Below are 22,441 nucleotides of genomic sequence, written 5' to 3' on the forward strand. Positions count from 1 at the left end.
GCAATTGACTTGAATATTTTTAATATTGCTTTCATGGAAATTAAGCGCGACTTTCGAGATGTACGGACCTTATTTTTTATGTTGGCATTTCCAATCATTTTAATGCTAGTGTTAGGTACTTCACTTTCAAATGCTTTTACTACATCCGTCCCAATTAAGGATGTACATGTTTTATATAAAGATCAATCAACTACTGGTGAGTTTTCAAAGTATTTTAATGAATTTATTAAAGGTACGAAAAAGTCTGGGATTCATTTTAAAAAAGCTACGAGTAAAACAAATGGCGAGAATGAAGTCAAACGAAATCACTATGATGGCTATATTTCTATTCAAGATAGCGGAATTAAGCTTTATATAAATGAAGGAAACAGTGTTGAGGGTAGTGTTATCCAAGGAATGCTAACTTCTTTTGTTGATAAATATAATGTTGGCATGGAAGTTGCGAAAGTCGATCCAACTCAAGTTAAAGAAGTCTTTTTAGGTAATTCTAATGATGATTATATTAAGGATACGTCGATTGCATCAAATAAACAACCAGGGTCAATGGATTATTACGCGATTGCCATGACGACTATGATTGCTCTTTATGCAGCAATGTCTGCAAGTAAGTTGATTACTGGAGAAAGAATGAGAAAAACTGCTGATCGATTAATCGTTTCTCCTATTTCTAAATTTGAGATTTTTATAGGGAAAATACTTGGAAGTTTGGTTGCTAACTTTCTGTGCATTATTGTTGTTGTCTATTTCAGTAAATTCTTTTTCAAAGCCAACTGGGGTAGCCATCTATTATTTGTCTTTATTGTTTTACTAACGGAAGTCCTTTTATCTATTAGTTTAGGGTTAGTTGTAAGCTATATCACAAAATCAAATGCATCAACTAGAGCAATCATCATGATTGTTGTACAGCTATCTTCATTCTTTGGTGGAGCTTACTTTAAATTAGGCGATACTAGTGGTGTTTTAAAAATCATTACCCAGCTTTCACCACTTACATGGGTTAATACTGCAATTACAAAAATTATTTATGCAAACGACTTGTCAGCTGCTATCCCGGCGCTTGTCTTTAATATAGGTTTTTCTTTCTTATTCCTATTTCTTGCATCTATTTCTCTACAAAGAAGGGAGGGGCTGTAGGATGCAGACAGTTTTTTGGCTAATTTCGAATACTTTAAGAGCTACTTTTAAGAATAAGAAAAATATTATTATGTATATTTTAGTGCCTCTAATTGGTATTTTTATTTCCTTTTTAGCTTATGGGGGTTCCAATAAAACGATCGTTCATGTTGGGATTGTCAATGAGGATCATCGATTGATTGCAAATGATACGATTAAGTTTTTACAACACTTAGATAACGTTCGTATTGAAATAATAAACAATTCTGATGCCAATGATAAGATCGCTTCAGGATCACTTGATTGTGTGATTTCGTTCCATGATGGTTTTACAAATAGTGTACGCTCTGGAGACCCAGATCATATTCAAATATCTTCTATAAAAGGTGCTCAAATTACGAGTTTTGTAAAATCTTATTTATACAATTATATTGATAATGTTTCAGCAATTAGTAGAGTGGCAAAAACAGATCAAATTAAATTTAATCAAATGTATTCCAACTACCAAAATGCAAGCTTCAAGGTAGCAACAAAAACATTATCAGATTCATCTCAATCTGAAAATATGACAACATATAGTTTAGGATTTTTGATTATGATTATGTTAATGTCTGCAGGGAATCTTTCTGAAATTATTTTAAAGGAAAAAGAAAATCGAATTTACTACAGACTTTTGTCAGCACCTATTAATGCTAGAAAATATATATTCTCAAATGTTGTAGTAAATATGATTGTGATGACGATCCAAGTAATTATTACGCTCCTCTTTATGACTAAAGTGTTTCATATCGATATTCATATTCCGTTTTGGGAAGCAGCAGTTGTGATGATGCTTTTTGCTTTGGTCTCAGTCGGGATCTCATTAATGATTGTGGCGTTCTCTAATAGTTCAAAATCATCTGGAGCATTGCAGAACTTAATCGTTGTTCCAACTGTTATGATCTCTGGTTGTTTCTGGCCAATCGAGATTATGCCATCTTCAGTACAAAGAATTGCGGATTTTCTTCCACAAAGATGGACGTTAGAGACATTGACGAAGTTGCAACAAGGAAGTAGTTTAGGAAGCTTATATTTAAACATTTTAATCCTTCTAGTTTTTGCGGCCGCATTTTTCTTAATTGCTATTTATAAGTTTAGTCGTAATAGCTCTACTAGAAATTTTGTGTAAGTAATAAAAAAATCCATCTCTTTATTTTAGAGATGGATTTTATTTTATTAGTCCATTGAACTACAAATTTCAATATAATGACCGTCTGGATCTGCTACATATGCTACTGTTTGGCCCCATGGTTTTGTAATTGGTTCTTTGATGATGTTTATACCTTTTGTTCGTAAATCTTCTATTGTAGAATGTACATCATCTGTTACAAATCCGATTTCAAATGTTTGAGAGGATTCTTCAGTATTTTTATAATTTAATCCAGTAAGTTCTTGAACATTGCCACGTTCAATCATAGCAAGTACGGTGTTGCCAGTATCTAATTCTACATACGTACCATGATTCCCACGAATAGGAAGGCCTAAAGACTCAGTATAAAAAGTAAGAGATTTTTCTAGATTTGAAACATATAAAATTAAATACCTCATTTTCAACATTTCATTACCCTCCAGAATAGTTTAATCTCTTTTTCTTTCTACATATATAAGGTTTTTACCTTCTTCATTGGTTGTGGCAAGTGCTTATTCAAACTGATAGGTATAGAACGATTCCTTCGCAAAAAATGTTTTTAATCGATCGTCGGGTATATCCTCAAATTTTTCGATTTTTTCAACATCTTTTAGCATCGATTCGGTTTGAGAACGGTGTGCTTTCAACGTTCTTAGTTTCTGGGTTGCAACATCCATTACATCATTCACGACATCTGGTTTCCCTAATACTTCAAAGCGTTCTTTTGTAATCGCGATACACCATACTGTTGGACGATCTTCCTTATCCATTCGTCGAACTGCCTCAACAGCGGCTCTTGCAGTTGCATCATGGTCTGGATGGACACCGTGTTCTGGATAAAAAGTAATTAATAAAGTTGGCTGAATCTCGTCGATGATTTCTTTTATTGGACTAATTACATTCTCAGGGTCTTCGAATTCAATCGTTTTATCATGAAATCCTAGCATTCTTAAATCTTGAATTCCCATTTCTCTACAAGCGTCGATTAATTCGTTTTTACGTATTGTAGGAAGTGATTCTCTTGTTGCGAAAAATGGATTTCCCATATTTCGTCCCATTTCTCCTAAAGTTAAACAAGCGTATGTAACCGGAATCCCTTTATTTGTAAACTTCGAAATTGTTCCAGCAGCCCCAAAAGCTTCATCATCAGGGTGAGGGAACACAAGTAATACTTTTTCTTGTTTTTGACTCATTTTTTAGTGCTCCTCTCTTAAAATGGCGTATGGCTTAAATGTATTGCAATTGCAAGCTTTCCATCCTCATTATGACCTGCTAGAAGGAGGCGACCTTGGTCAACTTCAAAATCAGTTAATCCTTCTGCAACAACCCATCCTTCTTCAAGCTTTAATCCGACTCGGTATGGGTATTTTCCTGTAATCGTAGCACGACTAATGATTACTTTCGTATTTCTGATAAAGGCATTTACCGTCATTACTTTTTCATTAAAGTGATTAGCATATGCACCATTTGTAGTTTCTAAATGTAAATAGACTGTTTGATTTATATAATTTTGAAGTGCATCTTGGACAGCACCAATTTCTAATTTTTGCATTTTCTCGTACCTCCTTTAAAAAGTATTATAATCCAACTTTCTCTAAATTGGTAATTTGTTGGCTTGTAATTTTGAACATAAAAAGATCCCTATCTAATTGGGTGATAGGGATTGGGGGGATGTGTATAACATGATTACTAAAATTTAACTGTTTAAATATTCAGTTAATTTATATTTAATATACATGATGGGGAAATATTCGTCAACTACTTTTATTAAAAAAATTTAAAATATTCAAAAAATAAGAGAATGAGGTAATTAGTATCTTTTTATTGATAACATACTTGACCGAAACTCGACAAAAAAGGCTAGTTTTTGTGTAAAATAGTCAAATTTTTACTTGTTTTACCTTTTTTTTCTTTTCTAAAAAGATATTAATTGTTAAACTAGAGTAGAATAATATTTTTAAAGGGAGGTTTTTAACGTGAAGGCAGAAGCGCGAAAACTATATAATCCACAAAGAGAAGAATTAAACAAGCCTTCTCGTAATCAATTTCCGCAGACTAAAAAAAGAAAAACAATACGAATCCATCGAATTATTTTGACAACATTATTTTTGTCTTTAATAGTCGCATCTGGAATATATATGTTTAGTCAACATAAGATCGCTTCGGCAAAGGAACATGAACTTTCAACATTACATGTCGAACAAAAAAAAGTGGCTAAAACTGAAAAAGAATTAAACAGACAAATTAGACTATTAAATGATCCGGATTTCATAGCAAACTATGCTCGTGATCAATACATGTTCTCTAAAAAAGGAGAAACAATCATCATCGTGCCGAAATCAAAAGATGAGATTAACACAAACTAATCATTAATTAAACTTAAGATTCTCATATATGTGGGAATCTTTTTTCTATCTTCATTATAGAACTAATGTTCGTTTTATACAAGTTTAAAGTCGAACGTAACAACTTAAATAGGAAGAAGGAAATAGGATTTTTTCATATCTTTTAAATTTTCGTTTTATAAACAGACTCTTTCTCTTATCACTTTGTTGTCTATTTGGTTCTAATTACCTATGGTTTCTACAAAATTTTTACTATTCTGAAAAATACATCTTTGTTATAATTTAAATAAGCTTAAATAAGGAGGATTAACATGAAAAAGTTCTTTTACGTTTTTGCTATTTTAATTGTACAAGTAATTTTGACGTTCCTTGTTAGTGTTCTCTCGGATTCATCGGCTAGTAATATTGCTATTATGGTAGGATTCGTTACGACGGTCTTCCTTTATTGGAAAACAGCTAAAAAAGTAAGTTATACTCCTCTGCAGCGGTATCAATGGTTGCGTGCTGCTGGATTAGAATTTAATGAATTACATAAAGATTTTCAAAGAAAAATTGCTATTAAAGCATCGTTAATTTATAGTTTCTCAGGTTTAGTTGTTACTTTGTATACATCACATATTTTATTATAATCAATAGCCAAAAAAAATGGACAAGCAGATTAATTGCTGTCCATTTTTTTATTTTTATTCCGATTCATATTGTAGGCGTTTAATACGTCTTCTATATGCAATTGATGAAACAAGAATACTCAATTCGTATATAACTAACAATGGTAAGCTTGTCATCATATCAGATACAAAATCAGGCGGTGAAATTGCTGTTCCGATAATAATAAGAATAAAATATGCAAATCGTCGAGATTTTCTTAAAAATGCTGGTGATACGATTCCGATACTTGTTAAAAATAGTATAATGACTGGTAAATCAAAGAAAAACGCAAAAGGAACAACTAAGTTAAATAAGAAGCTAAAATAGCGTTCAGCTGTGAATGTAACTGTTACTAAGTCTTCTCCGATGTCCTGTAAAAATTTTAAAACGTTTGGAAAGATGAAATAATAGCCAAATGCTAATCCACAAACGAACAATAAGAATAAAGCTGGTATGTAAAGCATTGTGCTTTTTCGTTCTTTTACATGCAAGGCCGGCTTTACAAACGCCCATATTTGGTAAGCTATGACAGGGATACTACACGCGATCGCGAACACTCCACCAATCATTAGATAAATCCAAAGCACATCACTTGGACCAAGCGCTAGAAGCTTGCCATGCAAACCTTGGACAAGGAAATTAAATATAGCTTTCGTATAATATAATCCAATCCCTAAAAAAATAACGAATGCAACAATAACTTTTATTATTCGATTTCGAAGCTCATCTAAATGGTCAATGACACTCATTTCTTTTTCTTGCATAATTTCCCCCAAAGCAAACTGTGAAAGTATTTTATTACTTTTTAATAAATATAAATTGGCTAGTGATGTCGATTATGTACGTTACTCGATTTTAGTTTGCCAATCCTAGGAATAAAGTGTAAGTACAACTACGTCTTTAGTATTTGCCTAAAAGGCTTGGTAATCGACGTTTTTTATAATATTGAGCTTCCTATATTTTGTCAGAAAAAACAACAATCGTCAATGAATATAAAGATATTAATTATTCTTAAATTACCATCATTTGTTAATTTATTCATATGAAAACTAACCTTATCCGACTATAATAAAAGTATGATTATGTAAGATAAGGCAGGTATTTATTTTGGATGGAAAAAGTCATGTAATTGTAGGATTATTTGCAACTGGTGTCACAATGTATGCAACAAAAAATGATTCTATGACCGTCCCACTTATAGTTGGTGCAATCAGTAGTTTAGTTCCTGATTTAGATCATCATAATGGTTCATTAACAAAAAAAGTTTCAATGCCGCTAAAAGTTCTTTTCAGCTTATTATTTTTAGCAGTTACATTATTTATTGTTGTGAAAACAGGAAAGTTAATTTATTCTGGATCATGGATTTATGCAGTAGGTATTTTAGTATTATTTATTATTTGTGTTAGCTGGTTACGGAATTTAAAAACAATTTTAATGCTAACAGGCTTATTAATTGCAGCAATTGGTTGGTTTTTCTTTTATGGTTATTGGTCAATCTTTACGATTGGATTATTTGTTGCTGTTTCATCGAGATTAAAGCATCGTGGACCAACTCATTCTCTTTACTTTTTAGCTATTTGGAGTGGAATTTGTTATTTACTACAAAAAGACTTAGCGATAAATGGATTATGGTTAGCTGGTACGGTCGGTTATTTTTCTCACCTATTAGCGGATCAGTTGTTTACTAAACAAAGAATTAAGTGGTTATAGACCTCTTTCATTATCACATTTTTTTATTAAAATGAACCATACTAAGAATGATGTGATGATGAAAGAAGGGTTAATCTTGAAAAAAAGAAATTCGCTAATATCAATTTTTGTAATGTTTTTTATGTTAGCTCTATCGTTTCCAGTAGATGCAAGTCGTACTTATAATTTACAAACGAATAAGATAGATACGAATACATTTGTTACGAGTAAACAAACTTCTTTTCAACACCTTGCAATTAGAAGATCGTATCGTTCGAATAGAAGCTATCGACCAACAGCGCCTGGGTCGAGCTATCGACCTTATAGAAGCCCTGGGAGGAATTTTTTAGGGTATGCAGGTGCATTTGGGTTAGGATCGCTTTTTGGCTCGATGCTAAATCCATTTGGTGGCTACTATGGTGGTCAACACTTTGGGTTTTCATTTTTTGGATTACTACTAGATATTTTAGTAATAGTAGCTATTATTTGGTTTATTAAGAGAATTTTTCGTAGAAACCAATATTAACCCTGTGAGGTGACTTGTGAAAATCTTTTTTGATGAACAAGATGTTGCCAATGCAATTTGTGTATATGCGGCTGATTTGGAAGGGGTTCCACCAGAAAGTGTACAAATTGAATTTCTATTTAATGAAGATGATGGCGTAAGCTGTGAAGTATTAGCTAATCATCGGAATTTAATTTATTTCGAGCAACAAATATCTGACGCAATTGGTTTTTATTTAGAGGAGATTCATCGTTTTTCTTCCTATTCGATGGAAATCATAATTGGTTTTGATGAAGAAGAAGGCATTACGAGTGAAATATCTTTTACCTATTCATAAAACCCCGAGAAAGAACTAGATGTTCTTTCTCGGGTTTTTTCGATTGTTTAGGCATAATTCGTTACGTATTCGTAAACAATATCTTGTACTAATTCATATAATTCACGGTCATCATTTAATTGTTCGGTAACGATTTGTTCGTACAGTTTATTTAACAGATCAACTGTTATCCACTGTTCGTGTTCTCCTCTATACTGCATTAACGCTCGTTTAATCATCTGCTTTACAAACTGTCCATCCACTTTAGTCTTTCCTCCCTTAAGTTAATTTTAGTATAGCCAAAATTTTATCTTGTTCCTAGTGAAAAAAATTTTATTGAAATCGAACGTATATTCGTTTAATATATGTTTATAATAAAAACAAGAACATTAGTTCTGCTATTTTTTGGAAAATCGGAGTGATATGTATGAGCATTTGTTATGAAGAGTTACCACATCATCGGATATTATGCATCGATATGAAGAGCTTTTATGCAAGTTGTTCTGCGGTCATGCTCGAATTAGATCCATTAGAATGTTATTTAGCAGTTGTTGGAGATGTGGAGAGGGAAGGAAGTATCGTACTTGCAGCTTCTCCTCGATTAAAAAAGGAATTTGGGATTAAAACAGGATCAAGGGTTTTTGAAATACCAAAAGATCCGCGAATCAAAATTGTAAATCCTTCAATGTCAAAATATCTAGAAATCTCAACGAACATAGTAAAGTTACTAAATGAATTTGCACCTTTAGAGGATTTACATGTATACAGTGTTGATGAATGTTTTTTAAAGGTGGATGGAGTGAAAAGATTATGGGGCGATGCATGGGAGATTGCCGAAAAAATCCGTACTGAGATTATGGCACGATTTCAATTACCTTGTTCGATTGGGATTGGACCGAACATGCTTTTGTCGAAGCTCTGCTTAGATTTAGAAGGAAAAAAAGAAGGAATAGCGGAGTGGACTTATGAAGATGTAGAAAAAAAACTATGGCAGGTGAGTCCTCTTAGTGAAATGTGGGGTATTGGTAAAAGAACCGAACGAACTTTAAATACAATGGGTATCTTTACCGTAGGACAGTTAGCGAAATATCCTCTTCATTTGTTGGAGAAGAAATTCGGAGTGATGGGAAATCAACTATATCATCATGCGTGGGGAGTAGATCTGTCTGAGCTAGGTGCGCCAATAATGAACGGACAAATTAGTTTTGGTAAAAGCCAAATATTAATGAGAGATTATACGAAAGTCGAAGAAATTAAATTTGTCATTCGTGAAATGTGTGAAGAGGTTGCACGCCGAACTCGTAATGCTAAGAAGGCAGGACGTACGATTACACTGGGAATTGGATATAGTCGTGAGGAATTCGGTGGAGGATTTTCCCATGCGTATACAATGGATGAACCTACAAATATTACTTCAGATTTGTATGAAATCTGTACAAAACTATTTGATCAATACTATGAAGGGAAGACAGTTCGGCAAATTCTCATTTCTCTTTCGAATATTGTAAGTGATGAAATCATGCAGTTAAATTTGTTTGATCAGAAAAAACCTCAAAAGCGCAATTTAGGATATGTGATGGACGCAGTTCGAAAAAAATACGGATCGTCTTCGCTCCTCTGGGCTGTTTCTTATGCGGAAGGAGGAACAGCACTTGCCCGAAGCAAGTTGGTCGGTGGACATAAAGGTTAAAAATTTTCCTTTTGTCCTTTTCCCCATGCAAAGCCACTAGTTCTACCTAAGATAAAAAGAGAAGAAAAGGAGAAGAATGCCGATGATTCGTGACCGTGGCACGATTAAATGGACGTCAATGATGTTACCAGAACATGTAAAAATGCTTCGTGATTGGAAAGTATCACAAAATTATGAACAACAAAAAGATGTAGATGAACAACTATTAGAGGAAATGAACCGTCATCTTCAACAGGCAATTCACGAAGATGAAAGTGTACAAATTACTTATTATAAAGACCACTATCACCATAATGTAAAAGGAAAAATAGGGAAAATTAATTTACACCAAAATAGGCTATCTATTTATGAAGAACAGGCTGGATATATGGAGCTGTTATTAAGTGATATTGTGGACGTGAAAATTGGGTCTTGAACATCAAGAAAATAATTAACCGTTAACGAAAATCCCCCCTTTTCTAAGTACATATACATCGAAAGGGGGAGTTGAAAATGGCACAAATTGCTACTCAACAACTAACATTGTATGTAAATTTACATGCAGGAAAAGATGCACAAGGAAAAATCATGATCAAGAAGAAGGCATATAAAAATGTCCGAGTTGATGTTGATTTAGTGAAGCTAAGTGAAATCGGTAATGCCTTAGCGTCATTGCAAGACCTACCATTAGTAGAGCTAGAAGTATTAAGCAATGGATTACTTTTAAACAGTCTGTAAAAAAGGAGGAAAGTGATATGATTCAAACATTAGAACTTAAATTTTTAAATGAAAACGAAAAAGTTGTAACACTAACAGTAGACAATCCAACAATTCCAGTTAATCCAACATTAATCAATCAAGTAATGGATAAAATCGTAGCAAACAACGTATTCACTTCTACAACCGGAATTGTCGTAGCCAAACAAGGCGCACGCTTGGTTGGCAAGGAGATTATTGATATTGAGTTATAGGCTCTATTCTATTAGAAAAAGAGTTTTGTAGGCAGACTAAAGACCTTCTGAAAAATGCAGAAGGTCTTTTTTTGCGTTATAATAATAAAGAATGAAATCATAAAATAGAAAATAGTTAAATTGTAATAAAAATGCTTTAGTAGAATTGGTGAATTGTTAGCATTCAGATTATAAGAGAATAGTAGAAAAGGAGAGAACGACATGGCACTAATTGCAATAGATATGGATGGTACACTGGTAAATGGTAAGAATGGCATACCAATAGAAAATATTGAAAGCATCCGGGCGGCACAAAAGGAAGGAATCCATGTAGTCATTTCTACAGGTCGAATGTATGAAAGTGCAAAGGAGGCATTAGATGAAGCTGGTCTAACTTGTCCGATTGTCTGTTTAAATGGTTCTCAAATATATGACTATGAGGCAAAAATTTTGCACAACGATTCAATGAATAAAGAAATTTTTGCGAAAGCTTTAAGCATATGTGAAGCAGAAAATAAAACATTTATTATTAGTACTAGTGAAGGATCGTTTACAAAGTGTCGAGATACACTATATGATGAATTTTTTACTGATAAGCAAACTGGCAAGACACATAAAGTGACAGCTACTTTAAGAAAGGTTCGAAATTACTCTTCTATTGAAGATTTTAAAGACCTTGATGTATACAAAATTTTATTTCTTTCTAATAATGAAGAGGCTATTAGTCGCATTCGACTAAAACTAATGCAAGAAGAGGATCTACTAATTACTTCGTCAAGCTCAAATAACGTTGAAATTAATGCAGCAAATGTAAGTAAAGGAGCAGCATTATTAAAGCTTGCACCAATCCTTGGAGTAGATTTAAATGAGAGCATGGCAATTGGAGATAGTTTTAATGATGTCTCTATGTTTAATCGAGTAGGTTTTCCAGTAGCAATGGGAAATGCGAAAGAAGAACTAAAAAGCTACTGTTCATTTGTTACAAAAACAAATGAAGAAGCAGGAGTAGCCCATGCAATCTATCATTTTTTAGATCAAAAACAAAAATTGAAGCAAAACTAATTAAAATTTTTGTTTGTCGACTCGTAAAAGAGGGATTTCAAAGTTAAAGTACTTTTGAAATCCTTTTTTTTATGGAATGTTTTGCTGATTTAAGTCGATTTATCTTATCTAGCTAAATGCCAGGATAGCTGCATAAGGATGGTATAATAAACAGATGAATTTTGAGACTTGAGAGGTTAAATTCGAATTGGACAAAACACAAGTTATGGTTTATTTTAGTTTATTTGGAGAAATACCAATGTTGATTCAACAAAAACAAAATTTCGAAAAGAATCAGCCTGGGAAATTAGTACTGGCTACCAAGAGTCCTTTGATGTAAAGGAACAATTTGATCAGATTTTACAGTTATTAAAAAATAAATCATCAATAATAAATAATTTAAAAACAAAATATGAACTTGATTGTTGTTTTTCAATAGTAATAATTATGGAAAATGGATACACTCCAGGCTTGCATCTTAATAATGAACAAATTGAATTCGCAAATAGTGTAAAAGCTGAAATTGATATTGATTTGTACACGAAACCCATACAATGAAAATTTTGATGGTTAAAATGCATTTTCTTATGCAACTAACGCTCTGAGATAGTTGTACAAAAAGAGTTGCTTTTGGCAACTCTTTTTTAGTTTTAATCCATTTGTTTTAATTTGAGTTAGGTCAAATAGTAATGGCATTCAATTCAAATGTTTCCTTCCACCTATTTTATAGACATAAAGATTGTGTGGACTAACATAATCTAAATATAAACTATAAAGGATGTGGGAAGTTAAAATGGATGCAACCTTGAGTATAATTCCAATCATTATGATGCTTTTTTACATAGCAATTCCTGTATGTCTTATAGTAGTAATCTCCTACTTCTATAAATTATTTAAAATCCGTAACGAGGAACTAAAGAAGCAAAATGAACTACTAAACCGGATTGTAAATGTACTAGAGAGGTCATAGACTTTCGCACAATACAATATGATTTTAAAGAACTTAGTCCGATTGTGACTAAGTTTTTTTAATAAAAAATAAAAAACTAGTGGACATGCTGTAACGAAATGAAAAAACTTTCATATTAATAAACTATATCAAGAATTATAGACAAGCCTTTCATATGTTACTCCTAAGAGGATTTATGTCTAATAATAAGAAAGGGTGATAGTATGAGATATCCAAGACCGCCAAGACATCATTTTCCACCAATACCTCCTGGCGAAAGTTTTGCATTTGTTACGAATAGTGGTGGAACAGTTTCCGTAACAAAAGAAGGTACAATTGTAACTTTCCCATCATTTCAGTATTTAGGTGAAGGAATTACAATTGATCAAGCAAATGATCGATTAACAGTTGAGGTACCGGGTAATTATTTTATTACTTACACAGTGAATTTAAATGCACTATTAGACGTATCTACAAGACTATTAGTAAATGGTAGACCTATAAATGCATCAGCAATCGTAAATGAAGTGAATAGATCCATTTACGGTAGCCAAATGATCTTACCATTAGATGCTGGAGATACAATTTCGCTTCAACTGTTTGACTTTGTTGGAGATGTTAAGCTGTTACAAGGCGCTGGAGCTACAATTAATTTATTCAGAGTTCATTAGTACAAGTTTTAATCGTTACTCCTCGAAAAGATTCCTTATTCCGTTACAAGAATGCACTGCTTTTTAAGAAGTAGTGTATTTTTTTTATAGGTTAAAATCATAAAGTAATAAAGGTGAATCTAGTAATAACCACGAAAGTACATATCGTAAAGTATAAAATTAATAAGGGAGAATGATCTATGAGTAAAAAAGAATTTCTATTGGATCAATTAGAAGTTTGCCGAAATGTTGAAAGTTGGATTCAACCTCTAAGTGTTGCATTGGAGAATTTAAGTTTAGAGGATATAAGTTGGAGACAAAATGATTTTACTCATACGATTGGTGAAATTGTATACCATCTGTATTTCTATAATGAACGATGGTTGAGAAGGTTTAAAGGAGAAATACCAACTGAAGTAATTGAAAGTAATGCTTCAACTTTTCGGGAGATGGAGAATTTAACAAAAGAGGATTGGCAGGCGCTTGTTAACCGGTTAGATGAGAATTTAGCGAATTGGCAACAAGCTATAAAAGAAGTAGATGAATCTAGACTTTATGAACAAATTCCAAATTTTCCAGTAGATGCAGTCTGGTGGAGAGCGTTATCTAATCTATGTACGCATAATGCTTATCATATTGGGCAAATACTCTACATACGAAAATCACTAGGTTCATGGGTATCAAAAGAAGAGTAGAAAGCTAATACGGATCATAAACAGAGTAATCATTAAATAAATTATATTGCCGTGTAAGGAATAGTAGGCTATTTTGGAAGAAGTAGAAAAAGATGGAAATAGAATTGAAAAAAGATAATTAAGGGAAAATGGGGAACAAAAGATGATAACACAAAATGTTAGGGATTACATTTTGGCTAAGTACCAAATTAGTGAAGCAAATTTTTTAGGAAAGGGACAAGAAGCGGAAGTTTACTCTTATGATCAAATGAGAGTCATAAAATTATATAAACCAACCGCATATCCAAAGCTAGAAATATTAAAGCAATTTTATGAATCAATGAATTCAAGTGATGCAAATTTTGAATTACCAGAAATTCACGAGATTATAAAAGAAAAAGACGTTGTTTTAACAATTGAAAAACGAATAGAAGGCAGGAATATTCAAAAGGATTTATCAAATTATGATGAGCAAGTATTAGATTCTTTCTTTGAAAACTATCTATCTACAATATTAAGTATTCAAAATATTAAATTAGTAAAACCATTTAAAAGCATTAAATTATTAAGTGATTATGATGAAATTTCTTCGAAGGATTGGAACGATTTTTTAAAACAATCGTTGCTAAGAAAGAATACAGAAGTAAAACGGTATTTAAAAAGAGATGTATTAGATTATGAAGTGAAATTAAAACGATTAATGGATGCATTTTCAGTTGGATATGAAGGGGAATATGCATTAGTACATGGTGATTATTATCCATCAAATCTATTAGTAAATGCAGAGAGACAAATTAATGGGGTAATTGATTTCGGATTAATGACGTTATATGGGGACCCGTTATTTGATGTTGCATTAAGTTGGATTTTATTTGATTTATATGATGAATTGGGTGAAACAAAGCTAGAAAAATATATAAATAAAGTAGTTAATCGATTAGGCGAAGAAGTTAGAAGTACAATCCATTTGTACGTTCTTTTTTATAGTATCTATTCGGCAAATTTCTTTTCGGAAACTTGCAGTGATGGACACTACCAATGGAGTGTTCGCAATTTAAATAACGAAAAGTTTTGGGATGCATTAGAAAATTAATGAAAAAATATGAAACTACTAATAAAAAAATGCTCACTATTAAATAGTAAGCATTTTTTTTGTTTATTTATTTACTTCTGATTTAACTAAACCAGCTACAAGTATATAACGCTGAGGTGCATGTCCAATAAAATTAAATGGATAACAAGTGCTTACCGTTAAAGTTGGTCTTGGTTTTGGGATAATAACAGTGCGATCATCTTTATCAACGATGCGAATCTTATGAACTTTGTAAGTAAATGTACCAGCCGAAGTTTTAACAATTAACGGATCGCCTACCTTTACTTTGCCAAGCTCACGGAATACAGTATCTCGATGTCCAGCAAGAACACTATTATCTCTTTCACCTGGCATCACAGATTTAGCATAATGACCTATTCCTTTTGCAAGCTCATCTTCATCTGTCCCGTGGAAGATTGGTAGAGTTGCAGAAATTCTAGGAATTGTTAATGAACCCATTTCATCGCCAAATTTAGGATAAGTCTTGTATAGCGGTTCATCTCTTTTTATTTGCTTCAATTTAGTTGCTGTTTCTGCTTTGATTTCTTTTTTGAAATCGTCCTTTGACTGTTTATACAGTACATAGGTTTTAATTAAAGAATAAGCATTTGTTGTAGCAAAAAATAATCCAACAATAAAAAGGAGTGCTGTAAAAATTAGTAGAACTTTTCGTTTACGATTCATAGCTTATCGTTTAACTATTACCTTTTTACGTAGAACAACAGCAGTTAACATCATTAACACACCAACCATTGTCCATTCAGTTGTATGAGTTGCAGTAGTTGGAAGTTTTCCGCCATTTTCTGTTCTTACAGTAACAGTAGGTTTTGAGTTCTTCTTAATTGCTGGTTTTGGGTTCTTAATTGCTTTTTGAGTATCTTTAACGATATCTACTATTTGGTCATCACCAATAAGTTCCTCAGGTGAAAATACAGCGTCTAATAATAGATTACCAGCGTTGTCATAAATCTCTAAATATACTTTTACATTTTCCATAGAATCCATAGAATCATCCATTGTAAGTAATTTAGCAAAAGTTAAAGGAGTTTTAACACCGTTTTGATCAATTGCAACTTTAATATCAATTTTTAAAGTAGATTGAAGCTCTTTTACAATATTCATTAATTCTACTTTTAACCCATCTGGTAATTCTTCTGGAGTAGCCTCAGTATCCATTGAGAAAAATTCAGGGTATTTTTCTTCTAAAGCAGATGCACGTTCTCCTAACGCTTCTAATTTTGCTTCAACAGCAGGGTCGTCATTCACAACTTTTTCAATATATGCAGATAGATTATTAATCTCTGCTTCAGTAATTCCGAACTCTGAAAGAGCAGAAGAAATATCATCCACTGAAGGGAACTCATCTTCGCTACCTGACTCATCTTCATCTAAATAAATTAAGTTTTCGATATCAGAAGTAAAATAATACGTATCTAGTAATGATGCATTTTTGTCCATATCATCATAGTAGACTGCTAGATCGATAATTTCATCTTCAGTGTAACCGTACTCATCTAGAAGATCGTCTAACGTTTTTTGAGTCAGTCTTTCACCTAAAGTATCTTTTAACTCATCAACTGAATCGAAATCAGAGATCGACTCACCATAGTAAGAATTTAAATAATCCTCTAATTGTTTTTGAGTTAGGTCGATACTAACTAAATAAGTTTTTAACTCATTTGCATCTGGCGCTGCATATGCAGTTACGCCTGGTACTACTAATGCTGCAGATAAAACGACTGAAGCTAATACCTTTTTCATATTATTTCCCCCTTAATAGTTCATTCCATAAATGTAAATGTGATTAGATCAGTTTTATGAATGATTCAAAAGTAATAAAGGTATGAGGGCATAAGAAAGCCGATTATTTGAATTGCTCAATAATCGGCGCCAGAAAAATAAAATTATTATTCTGCTTCTTTAGGAGCTCGAACGACAGATTCGAATTTTCCTTTATGACTACCGTCACAATATGGTAATTTACTTGACAGGCCGCAACGACATAATGAGAAAGCTGCTTTTTGCGGATATGTATTCCCTTCAGCATCAACTAACTCAACAGTACCAGTGACACGTAAAGGACCATTATCTAAAACCTTAATTTGAACATCAGACATATTAAAATTCCTCCTACACATCTTAAAGTTATTATATATTACATTTATGTTAAAATAAATGGGTTTATTTTAATAAAACATTAATTTTTAACATGAAATTAACTTGGATTTATTATAAAATGGAAAGGTTGTTTTTTTTTATCTTAAAAAATAGTAAAGACAAACTAATAAAAATTTAAATTAAGGAGTGACAATTCATGATTCGAATAGCAAAAAAAGAAGATACCAAACAAATTGTCCCTCTAATTGTACAAGCGATTGAAGATATTGTATTTATGTTAACAGGGACAACATCATACGAACAAGCAACTCCAATTTTAGAATATTATGTTCAATCTGAACAAAATCGACTAAGTTACCATAATTGTTTAGTGAAAGAAATTGAAGGAAAAGTTGTAGGAGTGATTATAGCCTACCATTCCTTGGAATTATCAGTACTTGATCGTGAAATGCTTGAAATAATAAGTCGTAATTTAAATATCCAAAATGTTAAAGTTGATAAGGAAGCAGATGATGAAGATTTTTATATTGATACATTGTCAGTGCATCCAGAATATCAAGGCAAAGGAATTGGAACTGAATTATTAGAAGAATTACTTACTTTTGCCAAAAACAAAGGGATTTCACGCGTTTCATTAAATGTCGATCAAGATAAACCTTCTGCTCGCCGATTATATGAAAAAGTGGGATTTAAATATGAGAAAGTTAGATATATTATGAATCATTCATACGATTATTTAGTGTTCCCAATAAATGAAAAAATATTCGAAACAAAAGTCGTTTAAGATGCATCCTTTCGATTGTTTAAGTTAAAATTAAGTTTGAACAATAGGAGGGATACATATGAATTTTTTTACATTCGCAAATCCAACAGAATTAATTTTTGGTAAAGACAGTGTACAAAAGTTAAAAGAAAAGGCAGCTAGCTTTGGAAAGAATGTTTTAATTGTATATGGTGGTGGAAGTATTAAAAGAAATGGCCTATACGATCAAATAGTAGGTATTCTTGAAGAAACTGATAAAACTGTTTATGAACTAAGCGGAGTTGAACCAAATCCGAAGTTATCAACAGTTCATAAAGGTATACAAATTTGTAAAGAAGAAAATATTGATTTTGTTTTAGCCGTTGGTGGTGGTTCTGTAATCGACTGTACAAAAGCTATTGCAGTTGGAGCGAAATTTGAAGGTGAGATTTGGGATATTATTACACGTAAAGCAGTCCCAACAGATGCATTAAAATTTGGAACCGTATTAACGCTTGCAGCAACAGGTTCAGAAATGAACGCGGGTTCAGTTATTACAAATTGGGAAACAAATGAAAAATTAGGTTGGGGAAGTAAATTTAGTTACCCAACGTTTTCAATATTAGATCCTCAAAATACGTTTACAGTTCCTCGTGATCAAACAGTTTATGGGTCAGTGGATATCATGTCACATGTAATTGAGTCATATTTCCACCATGGAACGAATACAAAAATTCAAGATCGTTTTTGTGAAGGTATTTTAAAAACAGTTATCGAAACTGCTCCGATCGCAGTAGAGAAATTGGATGATTATGAAGCGCGTGAAACGCTATTATATAGTGGAACGATGGCATTAAATGGAATCTTAAGTATGGGTGTCCAAGGTGATTGGGCTACACATAATATTGAGCATGCAGTTTCTGCAGTAACAGATATTCCACACGGCGGAGGATTAGCAATTATTTTCCCTCATTGGATGGAATATGTAATGAGCGAAAATGTTGATCGTTTCTGTCAATTTGCAGAAAGAGTATTTGATATTCAGCAAGAATCAATGTCAAAAGAAGAATGGGCATTGGCTGGAATTAAAGCTTTACGCACTTTCTGGAACTCAATCGGTGCGCCAAGTCGTTTAAGTGAGTACGATATTACAAAAGAACAACTACCTGAAATGGCTACTAAAACGGTTAAGTATGGACCATTTGGTAATTTCAAAAAATTAGATCAAGAAGATGCATTGAAAATTTTAGAGGCAGCTCTTTAAAAATAAAAACTGGACAGAGAAGTAACTCTGTCCAGTTTTTATATAGAATGATGGTTAACACCAATATTCTTTAAAAAAGAAGAAACAATTGAATAGTATTCATCTTTGTTTTCATTTAAACTCATAGCGTGTGCACCATTTTCAGCAATGAATAGCTCTCTCTTATTTTGATTTTTCGCTTCATATAATTTAAGTGTATGTGTAAATGGAATATAAGGGTCAGGTTTACTATGAATAAATAGAACGGGATTTTTAATATTATGTGTTGCCAGTAATGGGGAAATATCTTTAATGAAAAATCCATTCCGAAGCTTTAACCAAATACTAGAAACTGGAAGGATTGCCCATTTTGGAAGTTTATAATCCATTTTCAAACGATATGTAAGCTGTTCCTCGAAAGTAGAGAACGAGCAGTCTGAAATATAGAAAGCAGCAGAATCCTCAACAAAACCAGCATATTGTAACATTGTGCAAGCTCCCATTGATTCCCCATGAATGCCAAGAACAATCTCACCTTTTAAATCCTTTAAATATTGAACCACAGTTTGTAAGTCATATTTCTCATAATATCCATAGCTAGTTGTATGTCCGCCTGACTCCCCATGTCGCCTATGATCATAAGTAAGTACATTAAAACCAAGTTTTAAAAATAGCTCAGCATATTTAATCGAATTATTCTTATTAACCGTTACACCATGTGTAACAATGACCCAATTATTTGTATCAAAGGCCTCAAACAAGTATCCCTTTAATTCATACCCATAACGAGATTGAATAGAAAAGGGCTGTTTTTGAACAGAACGATACAACCCTTCATCAAATCGGAAATTTTCCAACTCGCGCTGATAAATAAACTCAAGTGAATTTGTTTTCATAAACAAAACTTGCTGCGTAAAATAGTAACCAACTCCAATAAAATAAATGAGAAAAAAAACAACTACAACAAGCCAGATCATCATAATAGAACCATCACCCTCTATCCAAAAAGAATATCAAGAATTGTAGTTAACTCACTACGAGTTTTACCTTCTAAAATTGAAGGATTATAAAACTCAGGCAAAACCGCAATTTAAACAAGAAACAAATAAAAATGATTATAATCAATATCTATTACCTTACTTAAACCTGAACCAGACATTGATAATTCTTCTTTCGTTTTAGCGTGTGTATGTTTACATTTTGAACAAACAAATTTATCCTTTATCAATTCTTCTGCCTAGCCATAAAAAAAATCCTTTTTAGTAAAGTGTATCATAGCAAAAAGAAAATTTAATAAAGGGATTTTGACAATTAAATCAAAAATCACAATTTTGAAAATTGAACATTGTCGCTTACTGTTCATAAATACTCCTCCAAAGATTTAACGAGATTCATGAGTAATTGAGTTGGATTATCTAGAAGATGTCTTTGAGGAAGTAAAAAGAGAAAAAAGAAGGAGTTTGGTTCCTCATGAGGTGTTCATAAGTAGTATAAAAGCGAGAAGAAGTAACAAACAAAAAACTAAACATAGAACAGTAATATAATTTGGACAGTCATTCTTCTACTAACTGTGTTACTTCGAATATGCTGTATATCTAATAGATTCAATTCATTTAGATGTTTAAAAGTAGAGATTCAAATGAATATATTTTAGGGGACAACTAGACAAGGGATTATGATTTATGATAAATTATACAAGAAAAATTCCTTTAAAAACTACATATTTTAAATCGATGAAAAGGAAAGTAGTTTTTGCTATATTCGATAGCGAGCTAGGGACGGTGGAAGCCTAGTGATGAAGCATAAATGAAGAACACCTTTGAGTTCTAACCGAAAGGGATCTCTTAAGTAGGCTTAGACGTTACCAGCACGTTATTAACTGGAATAAGCAGCTTTAGCTTAAAGTTGGTCATAGTATGACAATTTGGGTGGTACCGCGGAAGTTAGCCTTTCGTCCCTTTTTTAGGGGATAGAAGGCTTTTTTTATTGGAAATTAATATAAGGAGGCAAATTATGATAAAGACTGTAGTAAAAGATTTATACAGAAATCAAGAAAAATTTAAAGACAACACTGTTCAAATTTCAGGATGGATTCGTACTCTTCGCGATTCTAAAACGATTGGTTTTATGGAGTTAAACGACGGTACATTCTTTAAGAGTGTACAAGTAGTTTTTGAGGACAATCTTGAGAACTTCAAAGAAATTACAAAGTTACCTATAAGCTCAACTGTTTTAGTAGAAGGTGAATTTATTCCAACTCCGGAAATGAAACAACCTTTTGAAATTAAGGCTACAAAAATTGTGATTGAGGGATTATCAGATACAGATTATCCATTACAAAAAAAGAGACATTCTCTTGAATATTTAAGAACAATCGCACATTTACGTCCAAGAACGAATGCATACTCAGCGGTTTTCAGAGTAAGATCACTTGCATCATATGCCATTCATAAATTCTTCCAAGAAAAAGGATATGTATATGTACATACACCGATTATTACTGGAAGTGACACAGAAGGCGCAGGAGAAATGTTCCGTGTGACAACAATGGATTTGAACCAACTTCCAAAAGCTGAAGGCGGAAAAGTGGATGACGGCGCGGATTTCTTCGGCAAAGAAACTAACTTAACTGTAAGTGGCCAATTAAATGGTGAAGCTTATGCCCTTGCTTTCCGTAATGTGTATACATTTGGTCCGACTTTTAGAGCTGAAAATTCAAATACTGCACGACATGCCGCAGAATTCTGGATGATTGAGCCGGAAGTAGCTTTTGCAGAACTACCAGATATCATGGATCTTGGTGAAGACATGGTTAAATTTGTCATTAATTATGTATTTGAACATGCACCTGAAGAAATGGACTTCTTTAATAGCTTTATTGATAAAACTCTTATTGAAAGATTAAAGAATGCATTAGAATCTGACTTTGGTAGAGTTACTTATACTGAAGCTGTTGAATTATTACAGAACTCTGGTAAAAAGTTTGACTACCCAGTTGAATGGGGAACAGATTTGCAAACTGAACATGAACGTTACTTAAGTGAGGAAATTTACAAGCGTCCTGTATATGTAACTGACTATCCGAAAGAAATTAAAGCATTTTATATGAGAGCGAATGAGGATGGCAAGACAGTAGCTGCGACAGACTTATTAGTTCCTGGTATTGGCGAATTAATCGGAGGAAGTCAACGTGAAGAAAGAGAAGACGTCCTTGTAGAGCGAATCAAAGAACTTGGTATGAATGAAGAAGATTACTGGTGGTATTTGGAACTTAGAAAATACGGCGGTACAAAACATTCTGGTTATGGAATTGGATTTGAACGACTTGTTATGTATTTAACAGGAATGAAAAACATCCGTGATGTAATACCATTCCCACGTACACCAGGAAATGCAGATTTTTAAATATAAAAATGAACAATAGGATGCTGCGGCATCCTATTGTTTTTTTTAGGAAGAATAAAAAGAATCTGAGTTTTAGTATTTGAAAAAAGAGAAATAGTAGTTTTATAATATAAAAAAACATGA

General features: G+C 32.6%; 29 protein-coding genes and 1 other annotated feature. Of the genes, 19 read left to right on the top strand and 10 right to left on the bottom strand.

Annotation, left to right across the window (positions count from 1 at the left end):
- The first annotated feature begins 9 nt into the window (after window positions 1–9).
- Window positions 10–1,134 (top strand): ABC transporter permease, encoded by a 1,125-nt coding sequence (locus RAH41_RS08625; RefSeq protein WP_331221867.1) that lies wholly within the window; start codon window positions 10–12, stop codon window positions 1,132–1,134.
- 1 nt (window position 1,135) lies between these two features.
- Window positions 1,136–2,281, top strand: coding sequence for an ABC transporter permease (locus tag RAH41_RS08630; protein WP_331221869.1), 1,146 nt, complete (start codon window positions 1,136–1,138; stop codon window positions 2,279–2,281).
- A gap of 47 nt (window positions 2,282–2,328) precedes the next feature.
- On the opposite strand, the gene RAH41_RS08635 is transcribed toward RAH41_RS08630, so the two are convergent.
- The 3 genes from RAH41_RS08635 to RAH41_RS08645 all read right to left on the bottom strand — a co-directional run bounded on the left by RAH41_RS08635 (window position 2,329) and on the right by RAH41_RS08645 (window position 3,833).
- Window positions 2,329–2,709 (bottom strand): VOC family protein, encoded by a 381-nt coding sequence (locus tag RAH41_RS08635; protein ID WP_331221871.1) that lies wholly within the window; start codon window positions 2,707–2,709, stop codon window positions 2,329–2,331.
- 84 nt (window positions 2,710–2,793) lie between these two features.
- Window positions 2,794–3,474 carry a bacillithiol biosynthesis deacetylase BshB2 gene (gene bshB2, locus RAH41_RS08640; RefSeq protein WP_331221872.1) on the bottom strand — a complete coding sequence of 227 codons (681 nt, stop codon included), beginning with the start codon at window positions 3,472–3,474 and terminating at the stop codon, window positions 2,794–2,796.
- Window positions 3,475–3,491: 17 nt separating this feature from the next.
- A complete protein-coding gene (locus RAH41_RS08645; RefSeq protein ID WP_331221873.1) occupies window positions 3,492–3,833 on the bottom strand; it encodes a YojF family protein in 342 nt (113 codons plus the stop codon).
- A gap of 424 nt (window positions 3,834–4,257) precedes the next feature.
- Between RAH41_RS08645 and RAH41_RS08650 the strand changes: the two genes are divergently transcribed.
- Both RAH41_RS08650 and RAH41_RS08655 read left to right on the top strand, forming a co-directional pair.
- Window positions 4,258–4,647, top strand: a complete 390-nt coding sequence (locus RAH41_RS08650; protein WP_331221875.1) for an FtsB family cell division protein — start codon at window positions 4,258–4,260, stop codon at window positions 4,645–4,647.
- Window positions 4,648–4,937: 290 nt separating this feature from the next.
- Window positions 4,938–5,255, top strand: a complete 318-nt coding sequence (locus tag RAH41_RS08655; protein ID WP_331221878.1) for a hypothetical protein — start codon at window positions 4,938–4,940, stop codon at window positions 5,253–5,255.
- Window positions 5,256–5,309: 54 nt separating this feature from the next.
- On the opposite strand, the gene tatC is transcribed toward RAH41_RS08655, so the two are convergent.
- Entirely contained in the window at window positions 5,310–6,038 is a 729-nt protein-coding gene (gene tatC, locus RAH41_RS08660) for a twin-arginine translocase subunit TatC (protein WP_331221880.1), read from the bottom strand.
- Window positions 6,039–6,381: 343 nt separating this feature from the next.
- Here tatC and RAH41_RS08665 point away from each other — a divergent pair, with 343 nt between their 5' ends.
- From RAH41_RS08665 to RAH41_RS08675, 3 genes are all read left to right on the top strand, one after another.
- Entirely contained in the window at window positions 6,382–6,984 is a 603-nt protein-coding gene (locus tag RAH41_RS08665; protein WP_331221881.1) for a metal-dependent hydrolase, read from the top strand.
- Between the two features lie 76 nt (window positions 6,985–7,060).
- Window positions 7,061–7,489, top strand: coding sequence for a hypothetical protein (locus RAH41_RS08670; RefSeq protein ID WP_331221882.1), 429 nt, complete (start codon window positions 7,061–7,063; stop codon window positions 7,487–7,489).
- A 16-nt stretch (window positions 7,490–7,505) separates the two neighbouring features.
- Window positions 7,506–7,805, top strand: a complete 300-nt coding sequence (locus RAH41_RS08675) for a DUF2653 family protein (protein WP_331221883.1) — start codon at window positions 7,506–7,508, stop codon at window positions 7,803–7,805.
- Window positions 7,806–7,852: 47 nt separating this feature from the next.
- Here the strand turns inward: RAH41_RS08675 and RAH41_RS08680 are convergent, their stop codons facing one another.
- Window positions 7,853–8,047 (bottom strand): YqzH family protein, encoded by a 195-nt coding sequence (locus RAH41_RS08680; protein WP_331221884.1) that lies wholly within the window; start codon window positions 8,045–8,047, stop codon window positions 7,853–7,855.
- 164 nt (window positions 8,048–8,211) lie between these two features.
- Here RAH41_RS08680 and RAH41_RS08685 point away from each other — a divergent pair, with 164 nt between their 5' ends.
- From RAH41_RS08685 to RAH41_RS08725, 9 genes are all read left to right on the top strand, one after another.
- Window positions 8,212–9,474, top strand: coding sequence for a Y-family DNA polymerase (locus RAH41_RS08685; RefSeq protein ID WP_331221885.1), 1,263 nt, complete (start codon window positions 8,212–8,214; stop codon window positions 9,472–9,474).
- Between the two features lie 82 nt (window positions 9,475–9,556).
- Window positions 9,557–9,889 (top strand): YolD-like family protein, encoded by a 333-nt coding sequence (locus tag RAH41_RS08690; RefSeq protein ID WP_056475525.1) that lies wholly within the window; start codon window positions 9,557–9,559, stop codon window positions 9,887–9,889.
- 77 nt (window positions 9,890–9,966) lie between these two features.
- The gene (locus RAH41_RS08695; protein WP_331221888.1) at window positions 9,967–10,191 is read left to right on the top strand and encodes a hypothetical protein; all 225 of its coding nucleotides are present in this window, start codon (window positions 9,967–9,969) and stop codon (window positions 10,189–10,191) included.
- A gap of 17 nt (window positions 10,192–10,208) precedes the next feature.
- Complete coding sequence (locus RAH41_RS08700) at window positions 10,209–10,424, top strand: DUF2922 domain-containing protein (protein WP_331221889.1); 216 nt, start codon at window positions 10,209–10,211, stop codon at window positions 10,422–10,424.
- A 201-nt stretch (window positions 10,425–10,625) separates the two neighbouring features.
- Complete coding sequence (locus RAH41_RS08705; protein WP_331221890.1) at window positions 10,626–11,465, top strand: Cof-type HAD-IIB family hydrolase; 840 nt, start codon at window positions 10,626–10,628, stop codon at window positions 11,463–11,465.
- A gap of 285 nt (window positions 11,466–11,750) precedes the next feature.
- Entirely contained in the window at window positions 11,751–12,002 is a 252-nt protein-coding gene (locus tag RAH41_RS08710; RefSeq protein ID WP_419471580.1) for a DUF4279 domain-containing protein, read from the top strand.
- Between the two features lie 615 nt (window positions 12,003–12,617).
- Window positions 12,618–13,064 (top strand): BclA C-terminal domain-containing protein, encoded by a 447-nt coding sequence (locus tag RAH41_RS08715; RefSeq protein WP_331221892.1) that lies wholly within the window; start codon window positions 12,618–12,620, stop codon window positions 13,062–13,064.
- Window positions 13,065–13,243: 179 nt separating this feature from the next.
- Window positions 13,244–13,738: a DinB family protein gene (locus RAH41_RS08720; RefSeq protein ID WP_331221894.1), complete on the top strand. Its 495-nt coding sequence runs from the start codon at window positions 13,244–13,246 to the stop codon at window positions 13,736–13,738.
- Between the two features lie 142 nt (window positions 13,739–13,880).
- Window positions 13,881–14,810: an aminoglycoside phosphotransferase family protein gene (locus tag RAH41_RS08725; RefSeq protein WP_331221895.1), complete on the top strand. Its 930-nt coding sequence runs from the start codon at window positions 13,881–13,883 to the stop codon at window positions 14,808–14,810.
- A 63-nt stretch (window positions 14,811–14,873) separates the two neighbouring features.
- On the opposite strand, the gene RAH41_RS08730 is transcribed toward RAH41_RS08725, so the two are convergent.
- From RAH41_RS08730 to RAH41_RS08740, 3 genes are all read right to left on the bottom strand, one after another.
- On the bottom strand, window positions 14,874–15,494 hold the full coding sequence (locus tag RAH41_RS08730) for a class D sortase (RefSeq protein WP_331221896.1): 621 nt from the start codon (window positions 15,492–15,494) through the stop codon (window positions 14,874–14,876).
- 3 nt (window positions 15,495–15,497) lie between these two features.
- Complete coding sequence (locus RAH41_RS08735; RefSeq protein WP_331221897.1) at window positions 15,498–16,571, bottom strand: processed acidic surface protein; 1,074 nt, start codon at window positions 16,569–16,571, stop codon at window positions 15,498–15,500.
- A gap of 146 nt (window positions 16,572–16,717) precedes the next feature.
- Window positions 16,718–16,927, bottom strand: coding sequence for a CDGSH iron-sulfur domain-containing protein (locus RAH41_RS08740; RefSeq protein WP_331221898.1), 210 nt, complete (start codon window positions 16,925–16,927; stop codon window positions 16,718–16,720).
- A 197-nt stretch (window positions 16,928–17,124) separates the two neighbouring features.
- Between RAH41_RS08740 and RAH41_RS08745 the strand changes: the two genes are divergently transcribed.
- The gene (locus RAH41_RS08745; protein ID WP_331221899.1) at window positions 17,125–17,712 is read left to right on the top strand and encodes a GNAT family N-acetyltransferase; all 588 of its coding nucleotides are present in this window, start codon (window positions 17,125–17,127) and stop codon (window positions 17,710–17,712) included.
- Window positions 17,713–17,770: 58 nt separating this feature from the next.
- Window positions 17,771–18,934 (top strand): iron-containing alcohol dehydrogenase, encoded by a 1,164-nt coding sequence (locus tag RAH41_RS08750; protein WP_331221900.1) that lies wholly within the window; start codon window positions 17,771–17,773, stop codon window positions 18,932–18,934.
- A gap of 38 nt (window positions 18,935–18,972) precedes the next feature.
- Here the strand turns inward: RAH41_RS08750 and RAH41_RS08755 are convergent, their stop codons facing one another.
- Both RAH41_RS08755 and RAH41_RS08760 read right to left on the bottom strand, forming a co-directional pair.
- On the bottom strand, window positions 18,973–19,893 hold the full coding sequence (locus tag RAH41_RS08755; protein ID WP_331221901.1) for an alpha/beta hydrolase: 921 nt from the start codon (window positions 19,891–19,893) through the stop codon (window positions 18,973–18,975).
- Window positions 19,894–20,003: 110 nt separating this feature from the next.
- Window positions 20,004–20,141, bottom strand: a complete 138-nt coding sequence (locus tag RAH41_RS08760; protein WP_331221903.1) for a zinc ribbon domain-containing protein — start codon at window positions 20,139–20,141, stop codon at window positions 20,004–20,006.
- A gap of 496 nt (window positions 20,142–20,637) precedes the next feature.
- Window positions 20,638–20,875: a binding site (T-box leader), on the top strand.
- Between the two features lie 51 nt (window positions 20,876–20,926).
- Between RAH41_RS08760 and asnS the strand changes: the two genes are divergently transcribed.
- On the top strand, window positions 20,927–22,318 hold the full coding sequence (gene asnS / locus RAH41_RS08765; RefSeq protein WP_331221905.1) for an asparagine--tRNA ligase: 1,392 nt from the start codon (window positions 20,927–20,929) through the stop codon (window positions 22,316–22,318).
- Window positions 22,319–22,441 lie beyond the last annotated feature (123 nt).

It is taken from the genome of Gottfriedia acidiceleris (genome assembly GCF_036421055.1).
GTDB classification, from domain to species: Bacteria; Bacillota; Bacilli; order Bacillales; family Bacillaceae_G; genus Gottfriedia; species Gottfriedia acidiceleris_C.

Bases quoted from the DNA above. Each gene is read 5' to 3' on its own strand.
- RAH41_RS08630 (WP_331221869.1), top strand. From the start codon at position 1,136: ATGCAGACAGTTTTTTGGCTAATTTCGAATACTTTAAGAGCTACTTTT.
- RAH41_RS08635 (WP_331221871.1), bottom strand. From the start codon at position 2,709: ATGTTGAAAATGAGGTATTTAATTTTATATGTTTCAAATCTAGAAAAA.
- bshB2 (WP_331221872.1), bottom strand. From the start codon at position 3,474: ATGAGTCAAAAACAAGAAAAAGTATTACTTGTGTTCCCTCACCCTGAT.
- RAH41_RS08645 (WP_331221873.1), bottom strand. From the start codon at position 3,833: ATGCAAAAATTAGAAATTGGTGCTGTCCAAGATGCACTTCAAAATTAT.
- RAH41_RS08655 (WP_331221878.1), top strand. From the start codon at position 4,938: ATGAAAAAGTTCTTTTACGTTTTTGCTATTTTAATTGTACAAGTAATT.
- tatC (WP_331221880.1), bottom strand. From the start codon at position 6,038: ATGCAAGAAAAAGAAATGAGTGTCATTGACCATTTAGATGAGCTTCGA.
- RAH41_RS08685 (WP_331221885.1), top strand. From the start codon at position 8,212: ATGAGCATTTGTTATGAAGAGTTACCACATCATCGGATATTATGCATC.
- RAH41_RS08690 (WP_056475525.1), top strand. From the start codon at position 9,557: ATGATTCGTGACCGTGGCACGATTAAATGGACGTCAATGATGTTACCA.
- RAH41_RS08695 (WP_331221888.1), top strand. From the start codon at position 9,967: ATGGCACAAATTGCTACTCAACAACTAACATTGTATGTAAATTTACAT.
- RAH41_RS08700 (WP_331221889.1), top strand. From the start codon at position 10,209: ATGATTCAAACATTAGAACTTAAATTTTTAAATGAAAACGAAAAAGTT.
- RAH41_RS08705 (WP_331221890.1), top strand. From the start codon at position 10,626: ATGGCACTAATTGCAATAGATATGGATGGTACACTGGTAAATGGTAAG.
- RAH41_RS08715 (WP_331221892.1), top strand. From the start codon at position 12,618: ATGAGATATCCAAGACCGCCAAGACATCATTTTCCACCAATACCTCCT.
- RAH41_RS08720 (WP_331221894.1), top strand. From the start codon at position 13,244: ATGAGTAAAAAAGAATTTCTATTGGATCAATTAGAAGTTTGCCGAAAT.
- RAH41_RS08725 (WP_331221895.1), top strand. From the start codon at position 13,881: ATGATAACACAAAATGTTAGGGATTACATTTTGGCTAAGTACCAAATT.
- RAH41_RS08730 (WP_331221896.1), bottom strand. From the start codon at position 15,494: ATGAATCGTAAACGAAAAGTTCTACTAATTTTTACAGCACTCCTTTTT.
- RAH41_RS08735 (WP_331221897.1), bottom strand. From the start codon at position 16,571: ATGAAAAAGGTATTAGCTTCAGTCGTTTTATCTGCAGCATTAGTAGTA.
- RAH41_RS08740 (WP_331221898.1), bottom strand. From the start codon at position 16,927: ATGTCTGATGTTCAAATTAAGGTTTTAGATAATGGTCCTTTACGTGTC.
- RAH41_RS08745 (WP_331221899.1), top strand. From the start codon at position 17,125: ATGATTCGAATAGCAAAAAAAGAAGATACCAAACAAATTGTCCCTCTA.
- RAH41_RS08750 (WP_331221900.1), top strand. From the start codon at position 17,771: ATGAATTTTTTTACATTCGCAAATCCAACAGAATTAATTTTTGGTAAA.
- RAH41_RS08755 (WP_331221901.1), bottom strand. From the start codon at position 19,893: ATGATGATCTGGCTTGTTGTAGTTGTTTTTTTTCTCATTTATTTTATT.
- asnS (WP_331221905.1), top strand. From the start codon at position 20,927: ATGATAAAGACTGTAGTAAAAGATTTATACAGAAATCAAGAAAAATTT.